This is a genomic window from Gordonia hongkongensis (assembly GCF_023078355.1).
GTDB lineage: Bacteria > Actinomycetota > Actinomycetes > Mycobacteriales > Mycobacteriaceae > Gordonia > Gordonia hongkongensis.
The window spans coordinates 47,626-73,627 of record NZ_CP095552.1 but is presented as its reverse complement, the minus strand read 5'-3'; the positions used below and the strand labels follow the sequence as shown (position 1 = coordinate 73,627).

Below are 26,002 nucleotides of genomic sequence, written 5' to 3'. Positions count from 1 at the left end.
CCACCGACGACCGCTTCGCCGGCCGCTGGGACGACCCCGACGGGGGTGTGGCGCACCTTGTACTGCGCCGACACTCCCCTGGCCTGCTACCTCGAAGTCCTCGCCTTCGCCCGACCCAGCCCACAACTGATCGCCGAGCTCGACGACATCGTCGTCGACGAGGAAGACGAGCAGGACTACCCCGCGCTGCCGCCCGGCCACGTTCCGCGATCGTGGTGCGATCTACGGATGATCGGTCACGGCACCCTGACCGGACGGTTCGCGGTGCCCGCCGACCCGGACAGCCTCGCCACCCTCCGGACGGTGTTTCGGCCGCTCGCGATCCGCTACGGGCTCGATGACCTCGACACCGCCGCGTTGCGGGACGGCCGGCCCCGCGGGCTCACCCAGGCCATCTCCCGCTGGATTTACGCCCTCACCGACCACGGCCATGCAGCGGTCGACGGGATCGAGTTCGACTCCCGACACGGCGACCAGCTGCGCATGTGGGCGCTCTATGAACGCGCCGCCGACCCCGACATCAGCCCCACTCCGGCGTTCTCGACCACTCCCCCATTGACGCCGCGGATCCACAACTGGCCCGCGCCCTGACCCTCTTCGGACTCGAGTGGACTCCACATAACCGGCCTGAAACAGGCTGTGCCGCATCGTCGAACGAGCATGAGGATAGCTCGACCAACCGTGGTGGTCCTACGATCGTCTTCAAGTTCGGGATAGCGAACCTGCACCGCTACGCCGCCCACACCGGTGGACGCCGATTCCCAACCTCGTCTCAGCCGGGATGCCGGCCCGGCAGTTGCGCCAGTTCACGATCGTCGGCTCCCTGGTCGACCAACCTTGTCCGGGTCCGCTCCAACCACGCACGGGCCCACTCCGGGTCGGCCGCGGTCAGCATCCGATACTGTTCTGCCCATATGCGGCGCAGATAGTCGGGCGCGCCGGGCGAGTGCAGCCGATACGACGCCGCTTCGGCGATCGCCACCGCAACCCAGCTCAGGAACTCCTCTGGATCGCTGGACTGCCGGTCGAACATCACCGTGCCGCGTTCGCGGATGATCAAGTGCCACACACCGTCCGAGTCACGCACGCACGAGGGCGTCGCGTCGTCGGGGATGTGACCCAGGCGAGGCACATCGGACGGCTCCGCCGACATCGTCGCCGCGAGATCGGCTATCCGGCTGCGCATCTCGGGGTCGAGCTGGTCGTCGGCGCCCGACGTCATCCGGGGAAGACGCTCTCGAGCACACCCGAACACAGCAACCACTGGGTGTTGACGAAACCGCTTGTCTCGTTGAAACATCCGCGATGGTCCTCGATCAACCCGGGATCGAGGAGCTGCTGGTCGATCTGATATTGAATGCCGCCGCCCGGCTGACCGAAGCCCTTGGCGATACGTCCGATCCACACCTTCACCGGGCGCATGACCACGTACACGTGATAGTTGCAGAACTGAGGGTTGTCTTTGTCGACGAGGTTCTCCGGCGGAAGCGCCCGCCTCTTGTAGTGCGTGCCCGCGGGGGCCAGGAAGCGACCATTGGCGGGACCATAGCGATCTATCCGCTTGTTCGGGTTGAGGGTGGTCACCGACTTCTTGGCGGACCCGTCGGGGTTCAGCGTGTATCCGTCGTGGTCCGGATAGTCCCACTTGTCCCCTTTCCGATACGTCTGCAGGAACTCGCTCGGACTCAGACCCGCGAGCCGGTCGTAACCCCTCAACTGCGGACCCACCGGGGCATCGGTCGCCAGAATCTTCGGACCGAACAGTTCGTCGTTGTACAACAACTGTGCGGAACATCCACCCGCCTCCGGCCCGCCCAGCGATCCGAAGTCCAACGATCTCAGGGGATTCGGTGCGGCCGCCGCGACCCCTCCCCCGGACACCGCCAGCGCAAGACTGAAGAAGATGGCGAGCAGAGCATGGCGACGTTTCATGGCCGCGCCTTTCGATGGGTACGTCCGGAGGTCACGCAGTGCGGAAACTAACCGATCGACGACACGATGGGGCCTGAACTGCAAAGGTCCGACTCAGATTCGACCGGACGTCCCAAAGGGCTACCGCCGACGGTGTTCCGACGGCGGGATGCCGTAGCGCTTCTTGTACGCGGCCGCCAGCCGACTGGGGCTCGAAAAGCCCCATCGCGCAGCAACTTCGGCCACCGTGTCGGTGTTGTCCGGTTCGGTGAGGTCGTGGTGAGCCCGGTCGAGTCGGATGTCCCGCAGCGTCTGGGTCGGACTCGCACCGACGTGTTCGGCGAAGCCCTCCTGCAGTCGTCGGAGGCTCGAGCCGCTCAGTTCGGCCATGTCCGCCAGACGCCAGTCGCGTCCGGGATCGTCGTGCAACGCGTCGAGCACGCGCTTGACCATCCGCGGGCGCAGACCGGTACCCGCCTCTTCCGGAGAGACAGCGAGGAGGAACGCGCTGCTGATCGCGCTCGCCAGCTGCGGTCCGACCAGCGGGTTCGACAGGAGGTCGGCGGGTTCGCGCACCTGAGCCGACAATGCACGCACGAGCCCGAACCATGCCTGTTGGTCGGGTCCGGCGAGATCCAGCTGATCCGGCAGCCGCAACTGTGAACGCAGCGCCGACGCCCGGACCCGGTCGGCCTCACGTTCGAGGTACTCGGCGTCGAACTTCACCCCGACCACGACGCAGTCCGCCGACCACCGGGTGATCGTCGACGGGCGGTCCGCGGTGAAGACCGTGGCCGTCCCCTCCTCGGACGTCGTCTGCACCGATCCGGCGCGCGAGTCCAGGACGCCGCGGACCGGGATGTTGATCTCGTAGGCGCCCGGATAGTCGCAGGAGATGGAGACATCGGTCCCCCAGTTGAGCTTGCCGATCGTGACCGGTCCCAGCTCGACGGTCTGCAGGTTCAGATTCAGCTGATCCGGCGACGACAGCGCGGTCAGCTCATGCGGGAAGTACACCTCTTCGACGGCACGATGCGCCGTCTCCCAGTCACTGGTGGATGTGGTGCTCCGCATGGATGTCTTCCTCGTACTCCGGTCACGCAAGGGTCCCGCGTCTCGATTCAACCCGGTGACCGGTCACACTCGCCACCCTCCTCAGAGACTGCGATCACATCGTCGCGCGATCGGTGCCGCCGGCGCGCGAACCGTATCGACCGCCGGTCCGGCGGTCCCTAGTGTCACCTCGCACCGGGTCGCCGACAGCCTGCCGGCGCAGACCCCCGGCCTCGAGACGAACACAGCGGAGGAACCCATGACCAGCACCATGTCGTGGATCGACGACATCACGATGACCGAGCTCGAACGCAACCCCTACCCCGTCTACGAACGGCTTCGCGCCGAGGCGCCGCTCGCCTATGTCCCGGTTCTCGGGTCGTATGTCGCGACGACGGCGGACATCTGCCGGTCGATCGCCACCAGCCCCGACTTCGAGGCGGTGATCACCAAGGCCGGCGGCCGTACCTTCGGACACCCGGCAGTGATCGGGGTGAACGGTGCGATCCACGACGACCTACGGTCGATGGTCGATCCTGCCCTGCAACCCCAGGAGGTCGACCGGTGGATCGACGACCTCGTCCGGCCGATCGCCCGCCGGTACCTGAGCGACTTCGAGGACGTGGGGCGCGCCGAACTCGTCGCCCAGTATTGCGAACCCGTCAGTGTGCGCGCGCTCGGCGACCTTCTCGGCCTCCAGTCGGTGAGTTCCGACAAGTTGCGTGAATGGTTCCACAAACTGTCGGTGTCGTTCACCAATGCGGGAGTCGACGAGAACGGCGAGTTCACCAACCCGGACGGCTTCGCCGAGGCCGACGCCGCGAAGCTGGAGATCCAGTCGATCGTCGATCCGCTGATCGACAACTGGATCGAGAATCCCGACGACAGCGCGATCTCGCACTGGCTGCACGACGGGATGCCCGACGGGCAGACCCGCGACCGCGACTACATCTATCCGACGCTGTACGTCTACCTCCTCGGAGCGATGCAGGAGCCGGGTCACGCCATGGCGTCGACACTCGTCGGTCTGTTCAGTCGCCCGGATCAGTTCGAGCAAGTCGTCGACGAGCCGGGTCTCATCCCGCGCGCGATCTCCGAGGGCATGCGGTGGACGTCGCCGATCTGGTCGGCGACCGCCCGGATCAGCACGACGGACACCGAGGTCGCCGGCGTCGACCTGCCGGCGGGCTCGGTGGTCCTGATGTCGTACGGATCGGCCAACCACGACCACTCGGTCTACGAGGCGCCGTCGGAGTACGACATCACGCGACCGCCCCTGCCTCACCTGGCATTCGGTGCCGGCAACCACGCGTGTGCCGGCATCTACTTCGCCAACCACGTGTGCCGAATCGGACTCGAGGAGCTGTTCGAGTCGATCCCGAACCTCGAGCGCGACGACAGCAGCGACGTCGAGTTCTGGGGTTGGGGTTTCCGTGGCCCGACGTCGTTGCATACGGTCTGGGAGGTGTGACGATGTCCGACCCGACGACCCGGTCCGACCCGACGACCTTCCGCATCGACACGCCTACGACCTCGGTGACCTGCGGATCCGGGCAGCGGGTTCTCGATGCCCTGCTACGTCAGGGTGTGTGGATTCCCAACTCCTGCAACCAGGGAACCTGCGGTACCTGCAAGGTACGCGTCACCGGCGGAATGGTGGACGCGCCGCCGACCCCCGACACCGTGCTGTCCGACGGCGAGCGGGACCAGGGATACGTGCTGTCGTGTCAGTCGACGCCCACCACCGACATCGTCGTCGAACCACCCGCGGACGAGTCCGGCGCGCACCACCACGCGTTGCGCGATCTCGCCGGAACCGTCAGCTCCCTCACCACGGTCGCCGACGACACGGTCTCCGTGACGGTGTCGCTCGACGACCCGTTCGAGTTCACCGCGGGCCAGTACGTCGGGTTGTCGATCCCGGGCACGGACCAGACACGTCCGTACTCGATGGCCAACCCGCCCAGCGAATCCCGCACCCTCGAGTTCCACATCCGCCGGCAACCCGACGGTCTGGCCACCGACGGGTGGATCTTCGATTCGCTGACCGTCGGATCGTCGGTGTCGATGACGGGGCCCTGGGGTGACTTCTGTCATCGAGAGGACGAGCCGGGAGTCGGACTCATCCTGCTCGCCGGGGGTACGGGCCTCGCGCCGCTGAAGGCGATCGCAAGAGCCGCGCTGGAAACCGACCCCGATCGCGAGATCCACGTCTACCACGGCGTCCGCACCGAGGCCGAACTGTACGACGTCGACTTCTGGCGCACACTCGCAACCGACCACCCGAACATCCGGTACACGCCCTGCCTCAGTCGCCAACAGTGGTGCGGCCGCACCGGTTACGTCGGCGACGCGATGATGACGGACTTCGACTCCTGCCGCAGTTACGCCGCGTATCTCTGCGGCCCGCCCGCGATGGTCGAGGCGGGGGTCCGGGCACTCAAGCGGCGACGGATGCCCCCGCGCCGGATCAGTCGGGAGAAGTACACGCCCGCAGCGAGTCTCGTGACGCTCTGAGGCGGCCCGGCAGTCGCGTCGGTCCCAGTGGCCGAGGACCGGCTCAGGCCACGTCCTGCACGTCGGCGGCCGACGCGCCGGTGATGATGTCGAGGACACGGGGGTACTCGGGCGCGTTCGAGGTGACCACCGAACCGTGGTTGCCGCCTGGGATCAGTACGGCCTCCGCGTCGCCGCCGGCCTTCACGACGGCGGCGGCGTACCGCTGTGAGTTCGCCGGGGAGACCATTCGGTCGGCGGTGCCGTGGACGGCGACCACCGGGGTGTCGGGATCGATGTTCTGGATGGGATCGACCATCGTGTACCGCTGCGGAACCTGCGCCGGGGTGCCGCCGAGGGCGGTCACGATGCGGTCGTCGCCGTGCGTTGCGGCGTAGGTCATGTCGAGCGGACCGGCGAGGGAGACGACGCGCGTCGGGCGGAACAATGGTCGGGCACCGACCTCGTCGTCCTCCAGCTTGTGCCGGGTGCCGCCCCACACCGCGAGTTGTGCACCCGCGCTGTGCCCGACGATCAGCTCGTCGTCGGTGTCGATCTGCGGGAACTGCCGGTCCACGACGACGACGTGATCGAGGGCGCTCGCGACGTCGCGGAACGTCGTCGGCCATCCGCCGCCCGAGCCGACACGGCGGTATTCGATGTTGTAGACGGCCATCCCGCGGCCGGCGAGGTCGCGCGCGAGCGGCTCGAAGACATCGGCGCCCAGGGCGCTTTGCCATGCACCACCGTGGACGAGGACCACGAGCGGTATCGAATCGACCCGCTGCTCACCCGCGGGTAGATACAGCTCGGCCCAATTCTGGTCTGTGTCACCGTCATCCGGGGTCGGGTACCGCACCCGCTGAACCGTCACCTCGTCGAGGTACTCGACCGGGGCGGCCGTGGCGCTGCTGCTCGAGGTCGAGACGGGCGTCGTTCCGTCCGCACACGCGGACAGCGCCACCACAGTCGCGGCCAGGACGGCCAGTGCGAGGCGGCCACCGCCCGACGTATTCCTCACCGCATGCTCAGGGGCACAGGGGTGATCGACGGACCGCTACGAACGGTCGCCGGGACCGGTCCGAAACCGGGCCACAGGTTCACCGGCACCGTGACCGTCGCGCCCGCGGGCAGCGAGATCGACGTCGGGCTGACGGCGATCCGATCGGTGAAGGTGTCACTTCGTTCGACCTCCAGACGCAGTCGCTGCGCCCGTCCCTCGGACCGGACGGTGACACCGGTACTCGCGGTTCCGACCGACACCGCCGAACCCGGGCCGACTGCCAGCTGGGTGGTCTCGGTCGACAACGAGCGCAGCGAATCCTCGGTCGCGACCTGGAACTCCGCGGTCGACGGCGCCGACGAGGTCACCCGCATGCCGTGCCGGGTCGGGTCGGCGTCGATGGCCGCGACCGCGCCGGCGGGCACTTCGAGATCACCCATCGCCACCACACCGCCGGCGCTGAGCACCGTGGCGTCGATGTCCGCGGTACGACCCGCTTCCACCCCGTCCACGATGATCTTGAACGTGCGGTTGGCGGGCACCGTGAAGGTGGCGGTGTTGTCGTTGTTGAACAGGATCTTTTTGTCGACGCCCGGGATCGCGCGGCCCGCGGGGTCGGTGACCCGCACATCCCAGTCGACGTCGCCGTAGCCGCGGGCGCCACCGTTGTTGTCCGAGACGATGACCACGGTCTCGTCACTGCGCAGTTCCGGATCCTGATGACGTGCCAGGATCGGCGCCAACGGGACCAGCATCATCTTGTTGAGCGGGGAGCCCTGGAACAGCAGGGTCGGCTCCGACGGATTGGTCGCGGTCGAGTAGTACCAGCTGTTCGCGGCGGGGTCGGCGACGATCATCTTCTCGACACCGGGGAAGTTGTTGTCGTACACGACGATGCCGCGCTTGCCCTGCCCGAGGTCGCGGATCGCGATCGGGTTGATGGCGTGTCCGGCGCTCTGTTCCTCGTCGGTGTAGATCGCCAAGACGTAGTTGTCGTTGCGTGCCCACGCCGACCGCAGACGGGACAGTGCCTGGGTGACCGTGACCTCGGACTGCGCCAGGTCGGTGGGCGGGAACCCCTGGGTGATGAACATCCGGGCGATGAGTTCGTCGAGCGGTGCCGACGGGCGGATGCTGTAGACGGACTGCCACGGCATCGCCAACGGGAACGGGTTCAGACGCTTGGTGGCATACAGTCCGGCGAGTGCGGCCATTCCGAAGCAGTGCCCGCCCGACATCGACTCGTTGAATTCCTGCTGCACGAGTTCGGCCACCGTCGTCGGCGAACACACCCCGAGCACTATACGGGCGCAGACCTCGTCACCGAAGACGGCACGCATGCCCTCGATGCTCAGGCCGCGGGTGTGCAGCGCATCATTCGGTCCCCAGTTCTCGAAGGAGAAACCGTCCCGCTTCACCTGGAAATCGGCGTGCGCGACGACCTTTCCGGCCTGAGGGTTAACCACCGGCGCCGCCGCGGACGGGCCGGACGAGACGATGGACAGACCTGCGGCCACGACCAGCACAAGTGCTGCCGCGGCGAGTCGGATCTGCCATCGATTTCCGCGTGCGCCAGTGAGCATTGCTAAACGTTAGCGGACATTTCCGGCGTCGCCGGATGAGTCGACCAATTCGCGGAATGATTCCGGTAATGCGTCCCGAAATCGTCGCTCAGCTCTTTCCGAAATCGCACCGGGAATGTGTGTACAAAAGGTCGACTCCCGACACAGCACACCGCCGGCCGCTCGGGAGAGCGACCGGCGGCGCGGTACCGGATGGGTCGGGTCAGCTGTAGAAGGTGACGGTCTTGGTCTCGGTCGTCCCGGGCTCACCCCAGTACCCGCGGATGACGGCCCGGTACTGGGTGTCCTCGTACGCGGTGGCGAGGCTGCGGCACGTGTTGCCCGCAGTGCCGCCGGCGTAGGTGTTGCGCTCGGTGAAGTCGTGGCTCGGGCCGGGGCGACTGATGGCGGTCAGGGTGACCCGGACCGTACGGACTCCCTCGGTGTTCCACGCGAACGCACAGAACCGGTCGCCTCCGTCGTCGTAACTCGCTGTTCCACCATGCGTGCTGGTGGAGAACGAGTTCGCCGACGCAACCGGCGAACCCACCACGCTGAGGACCGACGCCGCGCCCATCGTCGCGGCGACCACCGACATCTTCTTCACCACAGATCGATTCATGATGCCGACCCTAGGATCAAGGTCAGCGCATCACGAGGCGCCTCGAGCAGACTTCACCGAGCCTTCACCCGGGGTTCGTCGGTGATCCCTGCGCGTCAACCCCGGGCCCGCCGGAGTTCGCCGGAATCTGCCCCGGATGACCGCAGGTGGCCTACTTGACGCCCGAGAACACGTACTGCAGGACCGCCAGTGCCAGCTCGTTGTCCTGAATCGCCTGCCACAAGATGGTGTCCACCATGTCTGTCTCCGTTTCGATGTCGCGTGAGGTGTCGGGTCCGGCACGCCGAGCGGGAACCGCGGAGTCCCCCGACCCGGCGTCACCGATATTACGTTGGCTGCCGGGCGAGAGTTCTCCGGGCGATCCGCGCGACGGCCTCGTCGATGAGTCGCCCGGCGCTGTCGGTGGCTGCGGCACCGCCGGCCGCGTCGAACGCGGTGAGGATGTCGCGGGCCGTCGCCACCTCGGACTCGGATGGCGCCATGCCGGATCGCGCGGGCGCGATCTGACGCGGATGGATGCAGGCCCGTCCGAAGAACCCGAGACCGATCAGCTGCCTGGTCTCGACCTCGAACGCGGCGTCATCACCGATCGAGGGCGACGCCGCCGCCAGGGGCGGGCGGATCTTCGCCGCCGCCGACGCTGCGACCACTTGCGAACGTGCCCAGAGTAATTCGTTGCCGACCACTGGTGAGACTCCGAGATCCGCAGCAAGGTCGACCTCGCCGATCTGGACGAACGCCACCCGCGGGCCCGCTGCAATCGCCGCCGCGTTGCACAGGCCGGCACCGGTCTCGATGAGCGGCGACACCGGCGTTCGCGGGCCGCCGAACTCGGACTCCAGTTCCGTCAGCAGACCGTCCACACGGTCGAGAATCGCTGCGTCGTCGACCTTGGGCAGCCAGACCCCGTCGGCGCCGGCCCGGACCGCCATGGTCAGGTCGTCGGGGAGTTCAGGGCCCGGGTTCACCCGCACCCAGGCAGGAACGGACGGGCGAGCCGGGCTCGCCAGCCACTCGCCCACCGCGATGCGCGCAGTATCCTTGCCCGACAACGGAACCGCGTCCTCGAGGTCGAGGACGACCGCGTCGGCACCCGAGCCGGTCGCCTTGTCGAACCGCTCGGGCCGGTCTCCCGGAACGTACAGGAAGATCAGCTCGGAACTCATCCGACGGTGACGGTGCCGTTGACCAGTGCCTTGGCGATGACCGTCCGCATGATGTCGTTGGTGCCCTCACCGATCGACATCAACGGGGCGTCCCGGTAGTAGCGCTCGACGTTGAACTCGGTCGAGTAGCCGTAGCCGCCGTGGATGCGCATCGCCTCGAGACTCGCGGTGATCGCGGTCTCCGACGCGAAGTACTTGGCCATCCCGGCCTCGCCGTCGACACGGGCACCCGAATCCGCTTTGGCCGCAGCCCAGTACGTCATCAGGCGGGCGGCCTGCAGCTGGGTGGCGATGTCGGCGAGCTTGAGCTGGATTGCCTGGAAGTCCGAGATCGGTTTGCCGAACGCGGTCCGCTCCCGCGAGTAGTTCAGCGCCGCATCGTAGGACGCCTGGGCGATGCCGACACTGCGTCCGGCGATGTTGAGACGCCCGATCTCGAGGCCCGACAGCGCCTGCTGCATACCGCGGCCCTCGACGCCGCCGAGCAACGTCGACTGTGGGACACGCACCTCGTCGAGGAAGATCTCGCACGACTCGGTGCCCTTGTATCCGAGCTTGCCCAGGTCGCGCTGGACCTCGAAGCCGGGCGTGGTCGTGTCCACCAGCAGAATGCTCATCCCCTTGTGCGCCGGGGTGGTCGACGGATCGGTCTTCACCAGTACCGGAAGCACGTTCGCATGGCGTGCATTGGTGATCCAGGTCTTGGTGCCGCGGACGACGTAGTCGTCACCGTCCTTGGTGGCGGTCGTCTTGATGCCCTGCAGATCGGTTCCGGCACCCGGTTCGGTGAGGCCGATACCGGTGCGGCATTCGCCGCTCGCCAGCCGGGGCAGCCACTGCGCCTTCTGCTCATCGGTGCCGTGGCGAGCGATCATCCAGCAGGCCAGGTTGTGGCTGCCGAGGATTCCTGCGATGCCCATCCACCCGCGCGCGAGTTCTTCGTAGACCAGGGTGAACGACACCATGTCGAGTTCGAGCCCGCCGAACTCCTCCGGTGTGGTGATCCCGAACAAGCCCATCTCACGCAACCGGTCGACGATCTCGGTGGGATACCGGCCGGTGCGTTCCCATTCGTTCGCGACCGGGATGATCTCCTTGTCGACGAGCTGACGCAGGGCCGCCCGGAAGTCACGCTGCTCTTCGTTGAAGCTGAAATCCATTGTGTGATCCTTGATTCGAGTGGGAGGAAGGTGCGCGGCGGGGCGAGCTCAGCCGGCGACGACGGTCGCCGCGAGCGTCAGGATCGGCCGGACGGACGGTGCGTCGCCCAGAGCGAACACCGCGTGCACGAGGGCTTCCGTATCGTCGCCCCCACCGGTGTTGCCCCGGAACTTCTCGGCGACCGCGGCGTCGTCCATGGGCTGTCCCGACGTCCCGCGGCTGCACGGCACCTCGCCGACGATCCGACTGCCGTCGTCGAAGGTGATGACCGCCCGGCCGGCAGCATCGGCGGCCGGGCGGTCATCGGGTACGGAAACGACCTCGACGAGGCCGGCGGTCGTGGCTACCTCGGCACGCGCGATCGAGCTCTCGGTGTAGGTGTCCACGGTCACCGCTCCGTCATGGACGAGCGCGGCGACGCTCCAGGGCAGGTCGAACTTCGCGTCGTAGACGCTGCGCGGCGCCCGGGTGCCGGTCCCCGGCCCGCACACGATTTCCAGGCTGTCCGGATGGACGTCGGCGGTGATCGCGGCGATGCGCGCCGGAGTGACATCGAGTCCCTGCGCACCTGCGGCGTCGAGCGCCGCGGAGACGGCGTCGAGCGTGGCGTGCATGAGCTGGCAGCTCGGATATGGTTTGATGCCGATAGTCGCACTCTCCCAGCGGGTTCCGAGCTCGGCGACGATCGCATCCGGATCGATGTCACGGTCGGCGAGCGCGCGGTAGAGCCCGCGCCTGCCCTCGAGCACCGACTCGGGGCCGCTGGCGCCGGCCATGGCCAGCCGCGCGGCCAGGACGCCACTGAACCCGGCGTTGCCCGGATGCAGGGTCTTGGTGTTGGCGCCGGTGTCGAGGAACTCCAGCAACCCGCCCGACGACGACGCCGCGATACCGATCGCATCGGTGAGCACGTCGGCGTCGGCACCGTAGAGGAGTCCGGCGGCCACGGCCCCGGCGAGGGGTCCGACCACTGCGGTCGCGTGCAGGCCCCGGGCATGGAACCCGTGCGGAGCCGCCGCACCCAGGCGACACGCGACCTCGAGCCCGGCGACCAGTGCGGTCACCGCCTGCGCTCCGGTGGCGCCGACCTCTTCGGCGACCGCGAGAACCGCGGGCGCCACAACGGTCGTCGGATGCACGAGAGCGCCGGCGTGCGTGTCGTCGAAGTCGAGCGCGTGCATCAGGACACCGTTGGCGAAGGCCGCCGCCGGGGCGGAGATGGCCTCGGAGTCCCCGAGCGGATGCGCCTGCGCCGGACCGCCGAGTCCGCGCGCCACCGTCAGGCCCGGACCGCCCTGATCGCGCCGGCGGGCACCGATGCCGTTGCCGAGGCCGTCGAGCAGATGCCGGAGCGCAGCGCGGCGGGTGTTCTCGGGTATGGCGTCGACGCTCAGGCCGGCAGCCCAGCTCGCGAGCCGGCGGGCGGTCACGGCTTGGCCTGTTGGGCGACGGCACCGAACGCACCGCCGTCGACGAGGTCCCGGATGTCGTCCGCGCTGTATCCCAGCAGGGTCATCACCTCGTCGAAGTTCTCGTTACGATGTGGTGCCCGACGATACTCGGGTTGCTCGGCGCCGAAGCGCACCGGTGACGTGACCTGGCGGACCTCACCCCACACCTCGTGTTCGGTCGTCGCGATGAGTCCGCGTGCGAGCGTGTGCTCCTCGGTGAGAGCCTGCTCGACGTCGTTGATCGGTCCGGTCGGCACGCCCGCAGTGGTGAGCACGTCCACCCAGTGTTCGACGGTGCCCTCGGCAAACCGCTTCTCCAGCAACGGGAGTAGCTCGTCCTTGTGCTGACCGCGTGCGGCGAAGTCGGTGAACCGCGGGTCATCGAGCAGCTCGGCCAGGCCGATCGCCTCGGCGAGACGCACCCAGAACTTCTCCTTGGCACAGCCGACGACGAACCAGCCGTCGGCGGCCTCGAACGCCTGGAACGGGACGAGCGAGGGATGAGCGGAGTTCTTGGTCCGGCCGGGACGGTATCCGGCGTTGAGGTGCCAGGCCGCCGGGTAGGTGAGCATCGAGACCGCGGTGTCGTACAGCGAGACGTCGCAGTCACCGCCGACCCCGTCGCGTCGTGCGGCGTGCAGACCGGCCAGCAGACTCAGGGCGGCGACGAACCCGCCGGAGAAATCCACAAGGGACAGACCGGATTTGGTGGGCGGTCCGTCCGGGTCACCGGTGAGGTCCATCCAGCCCGCAAGGCCCTGCAGGATGTAGTCGTAGCCGGGCTGTTTCGCCCGCGGCCCCGTCATGCCGAAGCCGGTGAGACTGCAGCACACGATCGCCGGGTTCAAATGCTTGAGATCGTCGTAGGTGATCTTCATCTTCGCCGGGACGTCGCCGCGCAGATTCGAGTACACCGCGTCGCTGGTCCGCACCAGATCCTCGAAAACCCCGCGCCCGCCGGGTGTTCCGAGGTCGAGAGAGAGGCTGCGCTTGTTGCGGTTGAAGGTCTCGAAGAACAGTGAGTCCTCGCCGGAGTTGTACGGCGGGACGTAGCGTCCGACGTCGCCGCCGGACTTCGGTTCTTCGATCTTGAGCACATCGGCACCGAGATCGGCGAGGTGGACGCTGCCGAACGGGCCCGCGCCGTACTGCTCGATCGCGATGATCCGGACGTCCTCGAGCGGCCTCATCGGACGGCCTCCGTAGCGCTGCCGGCGGTCAGTTCGGTGAGCGCCGGCGCCTTGACCTCGGGGAAGTAGTTCTGGCCGATGCCGCTCTCGCGGGTCGCGACCATCACCGAACGCTTCCAGGAGATGACGACCTCACCGTCCTGGTTGACCCCGCGCGTGACCATCGACACGATCCCCGCGTAGGGGCGCGACTTCGACAGACGCAGGTCGGTGCAGATGCTCTCGGCGTAGATGGTGTCGCCGACGTACACCGGGTGGGCCAGCTTGACGTCGGTGAACTGCAGGTTGGCCACCGCGTTCTGGCTCATGTCGATGACCGAGAGTCCGAGCACCAGGGCGATGGTCAAGCCCGAGTTCACGATGACCTTGCCGTCGGTGATGGGGTTCGTCGCGGCCAGGTGCTCATTGAAGTGGTTCTGGTTGGTGTTCATCGACAGGCACGTGATCCATGCGTTGTCGGTGTCGGTGATGGTGCGGCCCATCGGGTGTTGGTAGACGTCGCCCACGACGTAGTCCTCGAAGAAGCGTCCGAGCGTGGCGGGATGGGTGGTCAATGGTCCTCCTGAGGGGTGCGGCGTCGTGCAGAACGGGCTGACACCGTGACGCGGCCCACCATAAACCTCTGATTTTTATGCCGTCAAGGTGTCCTACTTCCTGGTCGTTCGCTGAGATTCGTCCTAAGTGTTGCCGAAACCATCGGATGTATTGCATGATGCTCCCGAGCGCATCTATGGCTCAGATCACTCCGGTCATCGTCGGCGGCCACACCGCCCCGCCCCGGGTGACAGCATGAAAAGAGGAAGCGAGTTTCGATGAAGCGAATCGGCGTGGATGTGGGCGGCACGTTCACCGACCTGGTCCTGTGGGACGACGACGGGACGGTCACGGTGCACAAGACGCCGTCGACCAACCACGATCCCTCGATCGGCACGATGGACGGGATCGGGGTGCTCGCCGAACGCGCGGGTATCGACGTCGCGGACATCGAGATGTTCTTCCACGGCACCACCGTGGCCACCAACATCGTGCTCGAGCACAACGGCAGCGACGTCGGCATGATCACCACCGACGGGTTCCGGGACCTCCTGCACATCGCGCGTAAGAAGCGCCCCCTGAACTACTCCAACTATCAGGATCTGCCCTGGCAGAAGTGGCAACTCGTGCCCCGCCGCAACCGGCGGACCGTGGCCGAGCGGATGGATGCGGCCGGCAACGTGTTGACCCCGCTCGACGAGGACGCCGTCCGACGCGAGGTCGCGCTGCTCCGTGAGCGCGGCGTCGAGGCCATCGCGGTTGCGTTCCTGCACGCCTACCGCAACCCGACGCACGAGCGTCGCGTCCGCGAGATCATCGCCGAGGAGTACCCCGGCGTGTTCGTCTCGCTCTCCAGCGACGTCGCGTCCCAGTACCGCGAGTACGAGCGGTTCTCCACAACGGCTCTCAACGCCTTCGTCGGTCCCAAGACCTCGCGCTACATCGAGAACCTGGCCGGCAAGGCGAAGGCCGCCCAGGTGGGCGAGGACGTCCACCTGATGACCTCCGCCGGCGGACTGGTCACCTCCCGCAGCGCGAGCGAGGTGCCCGTCTCGCTCCTGACCAGCGGCGTCGTCGCAGGTCTGCTCGGCGGCTGCTTCATCGGCAAGGCGTCGGGCTATCCGAGCGTCATCACCCTCGACGTCGGCGGCACCTCCGCCGACATCGGCGTCGCGCCTGACGGCAAGCTCCGCATGAAGCACCTGCTCGACACCCGCATCGGCGACTACCACGCGATGGTCCCGATGGCCGAGGTCGACACCATCGGCGCCGGCGGCGGCTCGATCGCCAGCATCGACGAGGGCGGCATGTTCCGCGTCGGGCCGCGCAGCGCGGGCGCGATGCCCGGACCGGCCTGCTACAACCGCGGCGGCACCGAGCCCACATCCACCGACGCGATGGTGGTCATGGGCTGGCTGGGCGCCGACAGCTTCCTGTCGGGAACCATGGAGGTCAAGCCGGAGCTCGCCACCGAGGCGGTCAGGACCCACATCGCCGACAAGCTCGGCGCCGATCTCGAGCATGCCGCCATGGGCATCTTCCAGATCCTCGCCCATTCGATGACCGAGGCCATCTCGCTGCACTCGGTCCGCAAAGGCTATGACCCGCGTGAGTTCTCGCTGGTCGCGGAGGGCGGCGCCGGGCCGCTCTACGCCTGGCAGATCGCCGAGCACCTGGGCATCCCACGCGTCATCGTCCCTGGCCATCCCGGGATCACCTCGGCGGTCGGCCTGCTGACCACCGACGTCCGCTATGAGGTCCCCACCACCGTGTGGACCTCGTCGGCCGAGCCCGACCTCGACCTGCTGCGTCGTGAGATGGACCGGCTGTCCGAGCAGGCCGTGGCCCAGCTTCGGGCCGACGGCATCGCCGAGGACGCGATCACCCTCGAGCGCAGCGTCGACTGCCGTTATGTCGGACAGGGTTACGAACTCCGGGTGCCCGCACCCGCCGGGGACATCACCGCCGACTGGGTGGAGCAGACCGCGGCCACCTTCCACGAGGTGCACGGCCGCACCTACTCGCAGCGCTTCGACGACAAGCCGGTCCAGCTGGTCAACATCCGCGTGACCGGTGTCGGCGCGGTCGAGCACATCCGTATCGCCGAGATCGAGAAGGGCGACGCGGACGCCTCGGCCGCGATCAAGAAGACCACCCGCGCGCTCTTCTGGAAGAACGATTCGGCTGATCCGGAATGGGTCGACACCCCCGTCTACGATCGCGCACTCTTCAAGGCGGGCAACACCTTCGAGGGCCCGGCCATCGTCCAGCAGTTCGACTCGACGACCATCGTCGGCATCGGACAGAAGGCCACGGTCGACGCCGTGGGCCACATCATCATCGAGAGGAGCGCCTGACATGGCGAAGGCCCTGATGCCCACGGACGGCGTTTCGCTTGCCGCCGAGGCGAACCGGACATGGAACACCGTCGAGGTCGACCCGATCACGCTGCGCGTCATCGGTGGTGCGCTGAACTCGATGGCCAAGGAGATGGCCCAGGTCCTCTACCGGATGGCGTACTCGAGCCTGATCCGCGAGTCCGAGGATCTCGGCGCGGGCATCTTCGACGTCAACGGTCGCGAACTGTGCGAGTCGGATTCGACTCCGATGCACTGCGGTTCGATCCCCGCCTACATCCGTGGCGTGAATCGCAAGCTCGCCGGGACCTACAAGCCGGGTGACGTGATCCTGCACAACCACCCGTATCACGGTGCGGCGCACTCCCCCGACTACGGCGTGATCATCCCGATCTTCTGGGAGGGTGAGCACATCGGTTTCGCGGGTTGCACCGGACACGTCTCCGACATCGGCGGCAACTTCCCCGGCCTGTGCATGGACGTCGTCGACGTCTGGGCCGAGGGCAAGCTGATGGACTCGATGAAGATCTACGACGGCGGCGTCCGCAACGACATGCTGATCCAGCACATCCTGGACAACGTGCGTACCCCCGAGCAGAACCGTGGCGACCTCGAGGCCCTCATCGCGTGCTCGCGAATCGGCGAGAAGCGGTTCGTCGAGCTGCTCGAGAAGTACGGCCTCGACGTCGTGATGTCCGCCGCCGACCGGTGGATGGACTACTCGGAAGAGATGCTGCGCAGCCGGATCCGTCAGATCCCCAACGGCAGCTACGAAGCACCGATCGGTTATCTCGACGACGACGGCAAGAACCGCGGTGTGCCGCTGAAGGTCGCGGTGCGCGTGCAGGTCGAGGACGAAGACGTCCTCATCGACCTCACCGGCTCGAACGACCAGGTGCCGACCGCGTTCAACGTGCCGTTCGAGGGTTCGGTGCTGCCGGTCGCGGTCAGCGCCATCCGCACGATCCTGCTCGACGAGCACCTCACCGAGGAGTTCGTCCCGCAGAACGACGGTTGTTTCCGTCCGGTGCGCGCCTACGCGCCGGAGGGCACGATCTTCAACCCGGACTTCCCGGCGTCGTGCTTTGCACGCTTCTCCCAGGTGAACCGCATCTTCGACTCGATCAACCTGGCGCTCGCGCCGGTGCTGCCCGAGCGTGCGATCGCCGGGTCGTCGGCGGCTCTGTGCGCCATCGCCTACTCGGGACTCGCCGAGGACGGCGAGTCGTACTGGGTGTACATCGAGATCAACGAGGGCTCGTACGGTGCGCGCAACGGCAAGGACGGCATGGACGCCGTCGACGCCCTGATGGCCAACACGCGCAACAACCCGATCGAGGAACTCGAGCTCAACCACGCCATGCGCGCGGAACGGTACGAACTCCGCGACGAGTCGCCTGCTCCCGGTCAGTGGCGCGGCGGCATCGGCAGCGTGCGGACCTGGTACATGCAGACCGACACCTTCCTGGGCTCCGAAGCCGACAACCGCACCGACCCGCCGGCCGGCGCCCTCGGTGGCGGCGACGGCGCGTCCGGATCGTTCATCCGCAACCCCGGCACTCCAGACGAGGAGGTGCTGTTCTCCAAGGTGACCCAGGAGGTCATCCGCGAGGGCGAGCGACTCGAGATCCGGATGCCGTCGGGCGGCGGCTTCGGCGATCCGTTCCTGCGCGACCCGTTCGCCGTCCTCTCGGACGTGTGGGACGAGTACCTCACCGCCGAAGAGGCACGCCAGGACTACGGTGTCGTCGTGAACACCGAGGACTGGACGGTCGACGCAGCGGCCACCGACCGGCTGCGTGCGTCCCGGGTGGCGTCCTGAACAGTGACCTCGGAAGGGCCGGCGACACTGCCGGCCCTTCCGGCATGTCCGAAAGCTGTTCTGCCGACGTGCTTTCCGTCGCCGAGCAATTGAACACGGTCATCTCCTGGGTCCCCGACGAGTTGCGTTCCGATCCGGCTGCGGCGCCGGGTCCGCTGTCCGGGGTGCGGATCGGCGTCAAGGACAACATCGAGGTCGGCGGAGTGCTGTCCACCTGTGGGTCGGAGTATTTCGCCGACCGGGTGGCCGAGTCCGACGCCGCCTGTGTGGGCGCGCTGAAGCGTGCGGGCGGGGTGATCACATCGACGTTGAATCTCGCCGAGTTCGCTGTCGGGGTGACGAGTCAGAACTCGGCGGCGGGTGGTGCGGTGAACCCGTGGAGCCCGTCGCGGGTGCCGGGCGGTTCGAGCGGCGGGTCGGGTGTCGCGGTGGCTGCGGGAGTCGTCGACGTCGCGCTCGGTACCGACACCGGCGGGTCCATCCGCCTGCCCGCCGCGTGCTGCGGCGTGACCGGTCTCCGGCCGTCGGTCGGACTACTCGACATGTCCGGGATCTTCCCGGTCAGTGCGGATTTCGACACCGTCGGTCCACTGGCACGATCGGCCGTTCAGGTTCGGGAGACGTTCGCGGTGCTCGCGGGCGCTGACCCGGTACCGCTGCGGACCGGTCCGCTGCGGATCTCGATGCCGTGGCCGTTCGTCACCGACGACGTGGATCCGGCGGTGCGGGACGCGGTGAGAGTTGCCGCGGAACTGCTTCGCGAACTGGGCCACAGCGTCGTCGACGTACCGGTCCGTCACAGCGAATCGGCGCAGGACGTCGTGTACACCCTCATCTACTCGGACCTGGCGAAGACCCACGCCGAACGCTTGCGGGACGAGCCGGAACGCTTTCAGCCGGCCACTCGTGAGCGAATTCGGCTCGGCCTCAGCATCTCCGACGACCAGGTCGTCGCTGCTCGGCAACAGCGTGATGTGTTCCGCGCCGGGACTGCTGAGTTGTTCGACGAGGTCGATGTGGTGCTCACACCGGCGATGCCCGGCGACGTCCCGCCGCTCGGTGGAGGTGATGCCGTTGTGGCTCAGGCGCGTCGGATGGGACAGCTCACGTACCCGTGGTCCCTGCACGACGGACCGACGCTCGCCCTGCCGGTGGGTACCCATCCGTCCGGCATGCCGATCGGGGCGCAGTTGACCGCGGTGAAGGGTGGCGAGGGAACGCTGTTCGCTCTCGCCGAGCAGTTCCAGGCGCAGACGGACTGGCATCGACGGCTCCCGCCGGCCCGGGTCGGTGTGGGCTGAACTCGGGCGGGGCGGGCCTGCTCAGCCCTGGCGTCTGAGCAGGTCCATCTGCTTGTAGACGTCACCCAGGTGGTCGAGGTGGCGTCGCATGAGGGTCATCGCCGTCATGGAGTCCCGCTTCTCTACCGCATCGAGGATGGCGCGGTGGTCCTCGTCGACGCACTTCCAGAAGTCCTCGGGCGCGGCGTCGCGGCTGAATCGGCTGCCGATGACGCGGAAGACCGGCACGGTGATCAGGTCGAGAAGCGGATTGTCCGCGGCCCGGAGCAGCACGCGGTGGAACTCCTGGTTGTTCGCATACACCTCCGGACCGATCTCGCCCGAGGCGTCGAAGATGGTGGCGCGCAACTCTTCCAGGTGTGCGTCGGTGTGGCGGTACGCGGCCACGCCGGCGGCCGGGACCTCGGTGAGCTGCCGGACCTCCATCAGTTGGTCAACAGTCACGCCCTCGGCCGCCGCGAGCAGCGTGACCCCGGCTTCGAGGTGAGCGCTCAGTTGGCTGATGTCGGGGGTGGCGACAAACGTTCCACCGGTGACCCCGCGCGTCGTGTGGACGAGATTCTCGCTGGCGAGCGACCGGATGGCCTCCCGGACGGTGCTCTGCCCCACGCCGAACTCGGCCCGCAAGTCTGTGTCGGGTGGCAGCCGGGTACCGGGGGTCAGTTCACCCGCCAGGATGCGTACGCGAAGCGCGTCGGCCACGACCTGGTACGCCGGGCGTCGGCCAGACTTATTCGCTTCCGTCACAACATCTTCCGATCGTGGATGGGGTGTGATCCAACTTACCAGATCGGCGAGGCGGAGACGACGCTGCGCCAAGGGTTTTCGGATGCGGCCTGGCGGGGGTGGACCCCGGCGTGGTCAGCTCCGGTACGTCACGCCGGTCGTCGGCGCCCTGCTCGTCGAGTCGACGCCTCCACCTCGGCAATCGCGGAACGGAGCATCTCCGCGAAGTGGCTCCAGTACGCGGCCTCGTCGTCGTAGAACCGGATGGTCCGCGAATCGGCTGCTACCAACCGGGCGCCGTTTGCTCGGCTCTGCCAGTTCTCCCACTGGTCCTCACACACTTCGAGATAACCGGCGAGCGTCGCAGCGTCGTGGTTCTGAAATGCAGCGATCCTGCTCGGCATCGAAGTCCCCTCGTCCCGGTGTCAGTCGTGCACACGCTATGCCGTGGGTACGACAATTCTGAGGTGCGAGCGAAGCGAGCCAACGTCTGCTCCCTGAGGAGGCCGGAGCTTGCGGAGGCGCCACCCCCCTGCTCCCTGAGGAGGCCGGAGCCTGCGGAGGCCGTCACGAAGGGTCCTGGTGAGGTGCGTCGCCAAACCCTTCGAGGCTCGTCGCTATCGCTCCTCGCACCTCAGGGAGCAGGGGGTGGGCCGCTTGCGCTCCTCGCACCTCAGGGATCAATGGTCATGTCGTTCTTCCGGATTGGGGAGGGATCAGCCAGCACCGATCAGCACGGCGGTACCAAGCCAGACGAGCGCGACGACCTTCAGGACCTCGAAGCCGACGTAGACGAGGTGGGCGTGACTTCGAGGTCCGTCGTGTCCGGCGAGCACTGCGTCGGACCGCTTGGTCAGTGCCGGTCGGACGGCCACCAACTGAACGGCGAGCGCGGCAATCGCCACACCGGCGGTGATCGGCACGGCAGCGCCGGACCACGAGCCCCACACAACCGCGATCAGAATGCCGACCGCCCAGACGATCTCAGCCGCATTCAGCGCCCGGAACACCAACCGGCCGATGCCGAGACCGATGGGCAGAGTCACCCCGGGGGCACGGAACTTGAGCGGCGCCTCGATGAACGAGATGGCGAACACCATTCCGAGCCACAAGAAGGTCAGCGCGGTCACCACCGCGCCCGCGGTGCTCATCGGGCGCCGGTCCGGAGCAGTTCCGGTCCGAATGTCTCGTAGTGAATCCGGCTCTCGTCGACGTCGCGACCGACGAAGGCCTCACGCATCGACGACAGGAATCCGGTGGGACCGCAGAGCATGATGTGAGCATCCCTCTCGACGTCGAGGTTGTCGAGGGTCATCTGTCCGATGCGGATCGCGTCCGAGACGACGTGCGGCGAGGCGCTCTCGTACCACTGGATCAGCCGGCCCGACGGGAGCGAGTCGACCAGCGCAGCCAGCATGCCGCGGTGCGGCTGACGATCCCGCGAACGGTCGGCGTGGAGGACGGTCACCGGCCGGGTGTCGCGCTTCTCCGACAGGGCGGTGAGCAGCCCGATCACAGGTGTGCAGCCGATCCCGGCCGAAGCCAGCAGGAGCGGAGCGTCGTCGTCGGGCAGCACCAGGTCACCGAAGGGCGTGCTGACATCGAGGAGGTCACCTTCGAAGACGTGCTCGTGCAAATGCGCCGACACCTCGCCGGCGAGTTTGACACTGAACCGCCATCGCGACTCCGCTGGCGAGCCCGTGAGGCTGTACTGGCGGATCTGCCGGGCGCCGTCGGCCAGGGGGACCTGCACCGATATGTATTGTCCAGGTCGGAATCTCGGCAGATCACCGTCGACTGCATCGACGGTCAGCGCGATCGTGTCGGGAGAGACCTGCACGCGGTCGGTGACCCGGACCTCACGCCAGACCTGCCCGGGACCGACGTCGGCGGCGGCATACAGTTCGGCTTCCGATGCGATGAGCAGGTCGGCCATGTCCCAGTACAGCTGATCCCAGGCATCCGCGACGTCGGGAGTGACCGCAGCGCCGAGCACTTCGACGATCGCAGCGAAAAGATGCTCGTGCACAACGGCATACTGATCGGCTGTGACCCCGAGTGAGGCGTGCTTGTGTGCGATGCGGTCGAGGATGAAACGCTGGCGACGGACGTCGGGCTCGAGCTGGAGACGAGCGAACGCGGCTATCGAACCGGCAAGGGCCTGCGGCTGATCACCCGACTTCTGGTGCGTGCGGTTGAAGAGATTGTCGAGCAGATCGGGATGCGCGGCGAACAGTCCCCGATAGAAGCGCGGGGTGATCTCCGCAAGCGACCCTTCGACGGCGGGAAGCGTGGCGGCGATCGTCGCGCGTTGGGTGTCAGACAGCATGAGAACTCCTTTGTTCATCTGCTCATCGGGTTGGTGCGCAGGAAGAATGTGTGACGGGTCGAGCGCCGCCCCCGCTGGTTGAGCTTGTCGAAACCACCACCGCAGCAGGCGGTTACAGCGTCAGGTCGCTGTGGGTGCGGCAGCTTCGGATACCGGTCCGTCCCGCGGCGGCCGGGACGACAGCGACAGCAACACCGCGGTCGTCGGCTCGCGGGCGAGATCGGCGACCGTCTCGGAGTCGAGACTCTCATAGAATGCGGCGACCGCTCGGGCGAGGGACCCCCGGAGCCGGCAGGCGTGGCGCAACGGGCAGGGTTGTGCGCCTTCGCATTCCACGACCTCGCCGTCACCTTCGAGCGAACGGGCGAGCCACCCGACGCGGGCATCGCGGCCGAGTTCAGTGATCGTCAGCCCGCCGGTTCGACCGCGCCGAGCGTGTACGACGCCGAGTTCCGACAGCCTTCCGACGACCTTGGCGACGTGTGTGTATGGGACCGCGAGTTCGCGGGCGAGATCCTTGGTGGTGAGAGCTGTTGCAACAGAGCCATGTTGACCCGAGACGGCCAGCCGCATCACGACCCGGAGGCCGATGTCGGTGAAGCGCGTCAGTTGCATGTCGTAAGTAGAACACAAATTGGCACCTTAGATGCCAATTAAATGAGGTGACTCCGGTCACGCGAGGTGAGCCGGCCGGCTACTAGTCTGCGCCGATGCGGGCCGCGTGTGAGCGGCCCAGGCGTGGCCGTCGTGGTACCGGTCCACGTCCGGATACTGCGGGGCCATCCGGAAGTCGGCGGGGACCGTCTCGGCCCAGCGCTCGAACGCCTTCCGCTCGGGCAACCGGTAGAGGGTGTTGTTGACCTCGGCGGTCGGGAATCGCCGCGCATAGAAGTCCAGCCACAGTCGTTGTGGGAGCTTGTCCGGGTAGAACCCCGCCGCGCCAGTCACGGTACTGCCAGCCGGAGGTGCCGATGTACAGCATGGGCCGGCTATCCGGTTCGGGCGGGGCTACGAATCCCGTCTACGACGAGTACTCGGCATTCGGGTGGGTGTGGACTCACCGCCGGCGGGTACCCGTCCGTGGCACGTGCAAATCACCGAGACAGGAGACCTATGACCAACCTGGCGATCATCTACTACTCCTCCACCGGACACGGCACGACGATGGCGCAGGCGCTGTCGAAGGCCGGCGAAGCAGCCGGTGCAGACGTTCGGGTCCGGCACATCGCCGAGACCCGGGACCCCCAGGCCTTCGCCGACAACCCGGCCTGGTCGGCGAACTACGAGGCCACCAAGGACCTGCCCGAGGCGACCGGCGACGACATCGTCTGGGCCGATGCCGTGATCTTCGGCAGTCCGACACGATTCGGCAGCACGGCGTCGCCATTCCAGACCTTCATCGATTCGCTCGGTGGTCTGTGGGCCGACGGCAAGCTCGCCGACAAGGTCTACGCTGCGTACACCTCGAGCAACACCGCCCACGGCGGGCAGGAGACGACGCTCGTCGGGCTGTACACATCGCTCATGCATTTCGGCGGAATCCTGGTGCCTCCGGGTTACACCGACGGGCTGAAGTTCGCCGACGGCAACCCGTACGGCGTCTCCCACGTCACCGGCCCGGAGAACAAGAACCCGCTCGACGACGCGACCAAGGCCGCGCTCGCGCACATGGCGCAACGGGTTGTGACGATCGCGGGACGTCTCGCCTCCTGACGTCACCGCTCACATCGTCCGTTCCCGCTCACGACATCCCGTTGAGCGGGAACGGAACATGTGAGCTCGACGAGGACCGCAATCAGGTTGACAGCGATGGCGCGCGGGTCCACCATCGGTCCTCGTGTCAGTCAGTGTGTCGCCCCCCGGGCGTGAGGAGGTCGTCGGCGTGGTACGCGCCGACGGTTGAGCAGCCCGCCCCGATCGGCGCGCGTCCCATCACGGACCGCGTCGGTCAGCTCGTGCTCTCTTCATTTATCCTCCGACACCTGAGGTGTACACATCCATGCATTCCCTTTCCGATTCCCAGATCCGTTCGTCGTTCGTCAACGCCTCGCTGCGCGAACGCAAGAGCGTGACGCTCCCACCCGACTTCGACGAGTTGGATTGGGAGCGGTTGGATTTCGTCGGCTGGCGCGATCCGAAACTCCCGATGGTCGGCTATCTGGTCATCCCGACCGACGATGGTGTCGTCGGGATCATGCTGCGACTGGGCGGCCGACAGCCTCGCAACCGTCCGTTGTGTTCGTTCTGCGAAGACGTACAGCTGCCGAACGAGGTGGCGTTCTTCAGCGCGAAGTTCGCCGGAGCGGCGGGCCGCAAGGGCAACACCGTCGGGACACTCATCTGCTCGAACTTCGAATGTTCGACGAATGTCCGCGCGAAGCCGTCGGCCATCTTCTCCACCGACGACGCCGAAACCGTTCGGCAACAGCGGATTCAGGCATTGCGGAGTCACCTGGCCGGCTTCGCAGCGCGGGTGGCGAGCGGCGACAGCCCCTTGGCCCCCTCATCCGAAAGAGCCACATAACCCCTGGGCCCTGAGGTGCGAGGAGCGCAGCGACGAGCCACGAAGGGCCTGGTGCGACACGTTGCCAAACCCTTCGTGGCTCGCTTCGCTCGCACCTCAGGGAGCAGAGATTTCGACGCTCACGAATGTTCCTTCGTAGCCCACGACGGCCGACAGGCCGCAGGTGCTGCAGGTGCTGCAGGTGCGAGGAGCGAAACCCGCCGGGCCGGGCACTCGGCGGAGGACGTCGAGGCCGACGCGCTTTGTAGAGCACTCACTCGGCTTTACATCGGCGATAGTGGACCCATGACGTCGCTGTTCATCCGAGCACTGCAGACCCATCAATGGCTCTACGAGCATTCCGGCGGTCTCGTCGGCCACCGACTGCTGATGGGTATTCCCACGCTGCTGCTGCGGACGATCGGCCGCCGGACGGGCGAGGCGCGGTGCAATGCGCTCACCTATGCGCGCGATGGCGAGGCCTACCTGGTGGTCGCGTCGAACGGCGGATCGCCGCGACCCCCGGGGTGGCTCGCCAACCTCAAGGCCCACCCGAGCGTCGAGGTCCAGGTGGGTCGACGCCGCATCCAGGTCACCGCTCGGGCGACCTACCCCGACCACCCGGACTACGCCCGGCGCTTCGTCCTCGTCGACGAGGTGAACCGCGGTCGCTACGCCGGATACCAGAAGAAGACGACGCGCCCGCTGGCCATCGTCGAGCTGACGCCTCGGTAGGGGCCTTGCTGGCCTCACCGATGACATTCGCTTGGCTAACCGGTCGGCATATGGGATAAGCAACGTGCCGACCCCGAGGA

General features: G+C 67.2%; 26 protein-coding genes and 1 pseudogene. 9 read left to right on the top strand and 18 right to left on the bottom strand.

Annotated elements, in window-relative coordinates:
- Window positions 1-45 precede the first annotated feature (45 nt).
- Entirely contained in the window at window positions 46-591 is a 546-nt protein-coding gene (locus tag MVF96_RS00365; protein WP_223258854.1) for an RES domain-containing protein, read from the top strand.
- Window positions 592-772: 181 nt separating this feature from the next.
- On the opposite strand, the gene MVF96_RS00360 is transcribed toward MVF96_RS00365, so the two are convergent.
- From MVF96_RS00360 to MVF96_RS00350, 3 genes are all read right to left on the bottom strand, one after another.
- On the bottom strand, window positions 773-1,222 hold the full coding sequence (locus MVF96_RS00360; protein ID WP_058253051.1) for an Imm63 family immunity protein: 450 nt from the start codon (window positions 1,220-1,222) through the stop codon (window positions 773-775).
- Window positions 1,219-1,932, bottom strand: coding sequence for a TNT domain-containing protein (locus MVF96_RS00355; RefSeq protein ID WP_058253050.1), 714 nt, complete (start codon window positions 1,930-1,932; stop codon window positions 1,219-1,221). The genes MVF96_RS00360 and MVF96_RS00355 overlap by 4 nt, the downstream gene beginning before the upstream one ends.
- 120 nt (window positions 1,933-2,052) lie before the next feature.
- Window positions 2,053-2,985: an AraC family transcriptional regulator gene (locus MVF96_RS00350; protein ID WP_058253049.1), complete on the bottom strand. Its 933-nt coding sequence runs from the start codon at window positions 2,983-2,985 to the stop codon at window positions 2,053-2,055.
- Window positions 2,986-3,223: 238 nt separating this feature from the next.
- Between MVF96_RS00350 and MVF96_RS00345 the strand changes: the two genes are divergently transcribed.
- Both MVF96_RS00345 and MVF96_RS00340 read left to right on the top strand, forming a co-directional pair.
- Window positions 3,224-4,435, top strand: coding sequence for a cytochrome P450 (locus MVF96_RS00345; RefSeq protein WP_247450765.1), 1,212 nt, complete (start codon window positions 3,224-3,226; stop codon window positions 4,433-4,435).
- A gap of 2 nt (window positions 4,436-4,437) precedes the next feature.
- Window positions 4,438-5,481, top strand: a complete 1,044-nt coding sequence (locus tag MVF96_RS00340) for a 2Fe-2S iron-sulfur cluster-binding protein (protein WP_247450763.1) — start codon at window positions 4,438-4,440, stop codon at window positions 5,479-5,481.
- Between the two features lie 43 nt (window positions 5,482-5,524).
- On the opposite strand, the gene MVF96_RS00335 is transcribed toward MVF96_RS00340, so the two are convergent.
- From MVF96_RS00335 to MVF96_RS00300, 8 genes are all read right to left on the bottom strand, one after another.
- Window positions 5,525-6,481 carry an alpha/beta hydrolase family protein gene (locus MVF96_RS00335; protein ID WP_396266597.1) on the bottom strand — a complete coding sequence of 319 codons (957 nt, stop codon included), beginning with the start codon at window positions 6,479-6,481 and terminating at the stop codon, window positions 5,525-5,527.
- Window positions 6,478-8,046, bottom strand: coding sequence for a hypothetical protein (locus MVF96_RS00330; protein WP_058253047.1), 1,569 nt, complete (start codon window positions 8,044-8,046; stop codon window positions 6,478-6,480). The genes MVF96_RS00335 and MVF96_RS00330 overlap by 4 nt, the downstream gene beginning before the upstream one ends.
- Window positions 8,047-8,248: 202 nt before the next feature.
- Window positions 8,249-8,647: a hypothetical protein gene (locus MVF96_RS00325; RefSeq protein WP_139114218.1), complete on the bottom strand. Its 399-nt coding sequence runs from the start codon at window positions 8,645-8,647 to the stop codon at window positions 8,249-8,251.
- Between the two features lie 326 nt (window positions 8,648-8,973).
- The gene (locus MVF96_RS00320) at window positions 8,974-9,813 is read right to left on the bottom strand and encodes an HpcH/HpaI aldolase/citrate lyase family protein (protein WP_058253045.1); all 840 of its coding nucleotides are present in this window, start codon (window positions 9,811-9,813) and stop codon (window positions 8,974-8,976) included.
- Window positions 9,810-10,973: an acyl-CoA dehydrogenase family protein gene (locus tag MVF96_RS00315; protein ID WP_058253044.1), complete on the bottom strand. Its 1,164-nt coding sequence runs from the start codon at window positions 10,971-10,973 to the stop codon at window positions 9,810-9,812. The genes MVF96_RS00320 and MVF96_RS00315 overlap by 4 nt, the downstream gene beginning before the upstream one ends.
- 48 nt (window positions 10,974-11,021) lie before the next feature.
- Window positions 11,022-12,404, bottom strand: a complete 1,383-nt coding sequence (locus tag MVF96_RS00310) for an MmgE/PrpD family protein (protein WP_211540294.1) — start codon at window positions 12,402-12,404, stop codon at window positions 11,022-11,024.
- Window positions 12,401-13,615, bottom strand: a complete 1,215-nt coding sequence (locus tag MVF96_RS00305; RefSeq protein ID WP_247450761.1) for a CaiB/BaiF CoA transferase family protein — start codon at window positions 13,613-13,615, stop codon at window positions 12,401-12,403. Before MVF96_RS00305 ends, MVF96_RS00310 begins: the two co-directional genes overlap by 4 nt.
- Window positions 13,612-14,169 (bottom strand): MaoC family dehydratase, encoded by a 558-nt coding sequence (locus MVF96_RS00300; RefSeq protein ID WP_078114078.1) that lies wholly within the window; start codon window positions 14,167-14,169, stop codon window positions 13,612-13,614. The genes MVF96_RS00305 and MVF96_RS00300 overlap by 4 nt, the downstream gene beginning before the upstream one ends.
- Before the next feature lie 258 nt (window positions 14,170-14,427).
- Here MVF96_RS00300 and MVF96_RS00295 point away from each other — a divergent pair, with 258 nt between their 5' ends.
- The 3 genes from MVF96_RS00295 (at window position 14,428) to MVF96_RS00285 (ending at window position 19,629) form a co-directional block, all read left to right on the top strand.
- On the top strand, window positions 14,428-16,506 hold the full coding sequence (locus MVF96_RS00295) for a hydantoinase/oxoprolinase family protein (RefSeq protein WP_078114077.1): 2,079 nt from the start codon (window positions 14,428-14,430) through the stop codon (window positions 16,504-16,506).
- Window position 16,507: 1 nt separating this feature from the next.
- On the top strand, window positions 16,508-18,328 hold the full coding sequence (locus tag MVF96_RS00290) for a hydantoinase B/oxoprolinase family protein (protein ID WP_247450760.1): 1,821 nt from the start codon (window positions 16,508-16,510) through the stop codon (window positions 18,326-18,328).
- 68 nt (window positions 18,329-18,396) lie between these two features.
- Window positions 18,397-19,629 (top strand): amidase, encoded by a 1,233-nt coding sequence (locus MVF96_RS00285; RefSeq protein WP_247450758.1) that lies wholly within the window; start codon window positions 18,397-18,399, stop codon window positions 19,627-19,629.
- A 21-nt stretch (window positions 19,630-19,650) separates the two neighbouring features.
- Here MVF96_RS00285 and MVF96_RS00280 read toward each other — a convergent pair whose 3' ends face one another.
- The 7 genes and pseudogenes from MVF96_RS00280 to MVF96_RS00250 form a co-directional block, all read right to left on the bottom strand.
- Entirely contained in the window at window positions 19,651-20,376 is a 726-nt protein-coding gene (locus MVF96_RS00280; protein WP_065632057.1) for a FadR/GntR family transcriptional regulator, read from the bottom strand.
- A 128-nt stretch (window positions 20,377-20,504) separates the two neighbouring features.
- Entirely contained in the window at window positions 20,505-20,759 is a 255-nt protein-coding gene (locus MVF96_RS00275; protein ID WP_058253038.1) for a hypothetical protein, read from the bottom strand.
- A gap of 312 nt (window positions 20,760-21,071) precedes the next feature.
- Window positions 21,072-21,506 (bottom strand): hypothetical protein, encoded by a 435-nt coding sequence (locus MVF96_RS00270; RefSeq protein WP_065630633.1) that lies wholly within the window; start codon window positions 21,504-21,506, stop codon window positions 21,072-21,074.
- Window positions 21,503-22,684 carry a globin domain-containing protein gene (locus MVF96_RS00265; protein WP_078114072.1) on the bottom strand — a complete coding sequence of 394 codons (1,182 nt, stop codon included), beginning with the start codon at window positions 22,682-22,684 and terminating at the stop codon, window positions 21,503-21,505. The genes MVF96_RS00270 and MVF96_RS00265 overlap by 4 nt, the downstream gene beginning before the upstream one ends.
- Before the next feature lie 120 nt (window positions 22,685-22,804).
- Complete coding sequence (locus MVF96_RS00260) at window positions 22,805-23,299, bottom strand: RrF2 family transcriptional regulator (RefSeq protein WP_078114071.1); 495 nt, start codon at window positions 23,297-23,299, stop codon at window positions 22,805-22,807.
- Between the two features lie 57 nt (window positions 23,300-23,356).
- Window positions 23,357-23,467, bottom strand: coding sequence for a DUF2510 domain-containing protein (locus MVF96_RS00255; RefSeq protein ID WP_247452173.1), 111 nt, complete (start codon window positions 23,465-23,467; stop codon window positions 23,357-23,359).
- Window positions 23,462-23,666: pseudogene (locus MVF96_RS00250) on the bottom strand (DUF72 domain-containing protein); the annotation flags it as partial. The gene MVF96_RS00255 and the pseudogene MVF96_RS00250, both read right to left, overlap by 6 nt.
- 131 nt (window positions 23,667-23,797) lie before the next feature.
- Between MVF96_RS00250 and wrbA the strand changes: the two are divergent.
- The 3 genes from wrbA to MVF96_RS00235 all read left to right on the top strand — a co-directional run bounded on the left by wrbA (window position 23,798) and on the right by MVF96_RS00235 (window position 25,922).
- A complete protein-coding gene (gene wrbA, locus MVF96_RS00245; RefSeq protein WP_247450756.1) occupies window positions 23,798-24,397 on the top strand; it encodes an NAD(P)H:quinone oxidoreductase in 600 nt (199 codons plus the stop codon).
- Between the two features lie 286 nt (window positions 24,398-24,683).
- Window positions 24,684-25,208: an FBP domain-containing protein gene (locus MVF96_RS00240; RefSeq protein ID WP_247450755.1), complete on the top strand. Its 525-nt coding sequence runs from the start codon at window positions 24,684-24,686 to the stop codon at window positions 25,206-25,208.
- A gap of 285 nt (window positions 25,209-25,493) precedes the next feature.
- Window positions 25,494-25,922 (top strand): nitroreductase family deazaflavin-dependent oxidoreductase, encoded by a 429-nt coding sequence (locus MVF96_RS00235; RefSeq protein ID WP_247450753.1) that lies wholly within the window; start codon window positions 25,494-25,496, stop codon window positions 25,920-25,922.
- The last annotated feature ends 80 nt before the right edge of the window (window positions 25,923-26,002 follow it).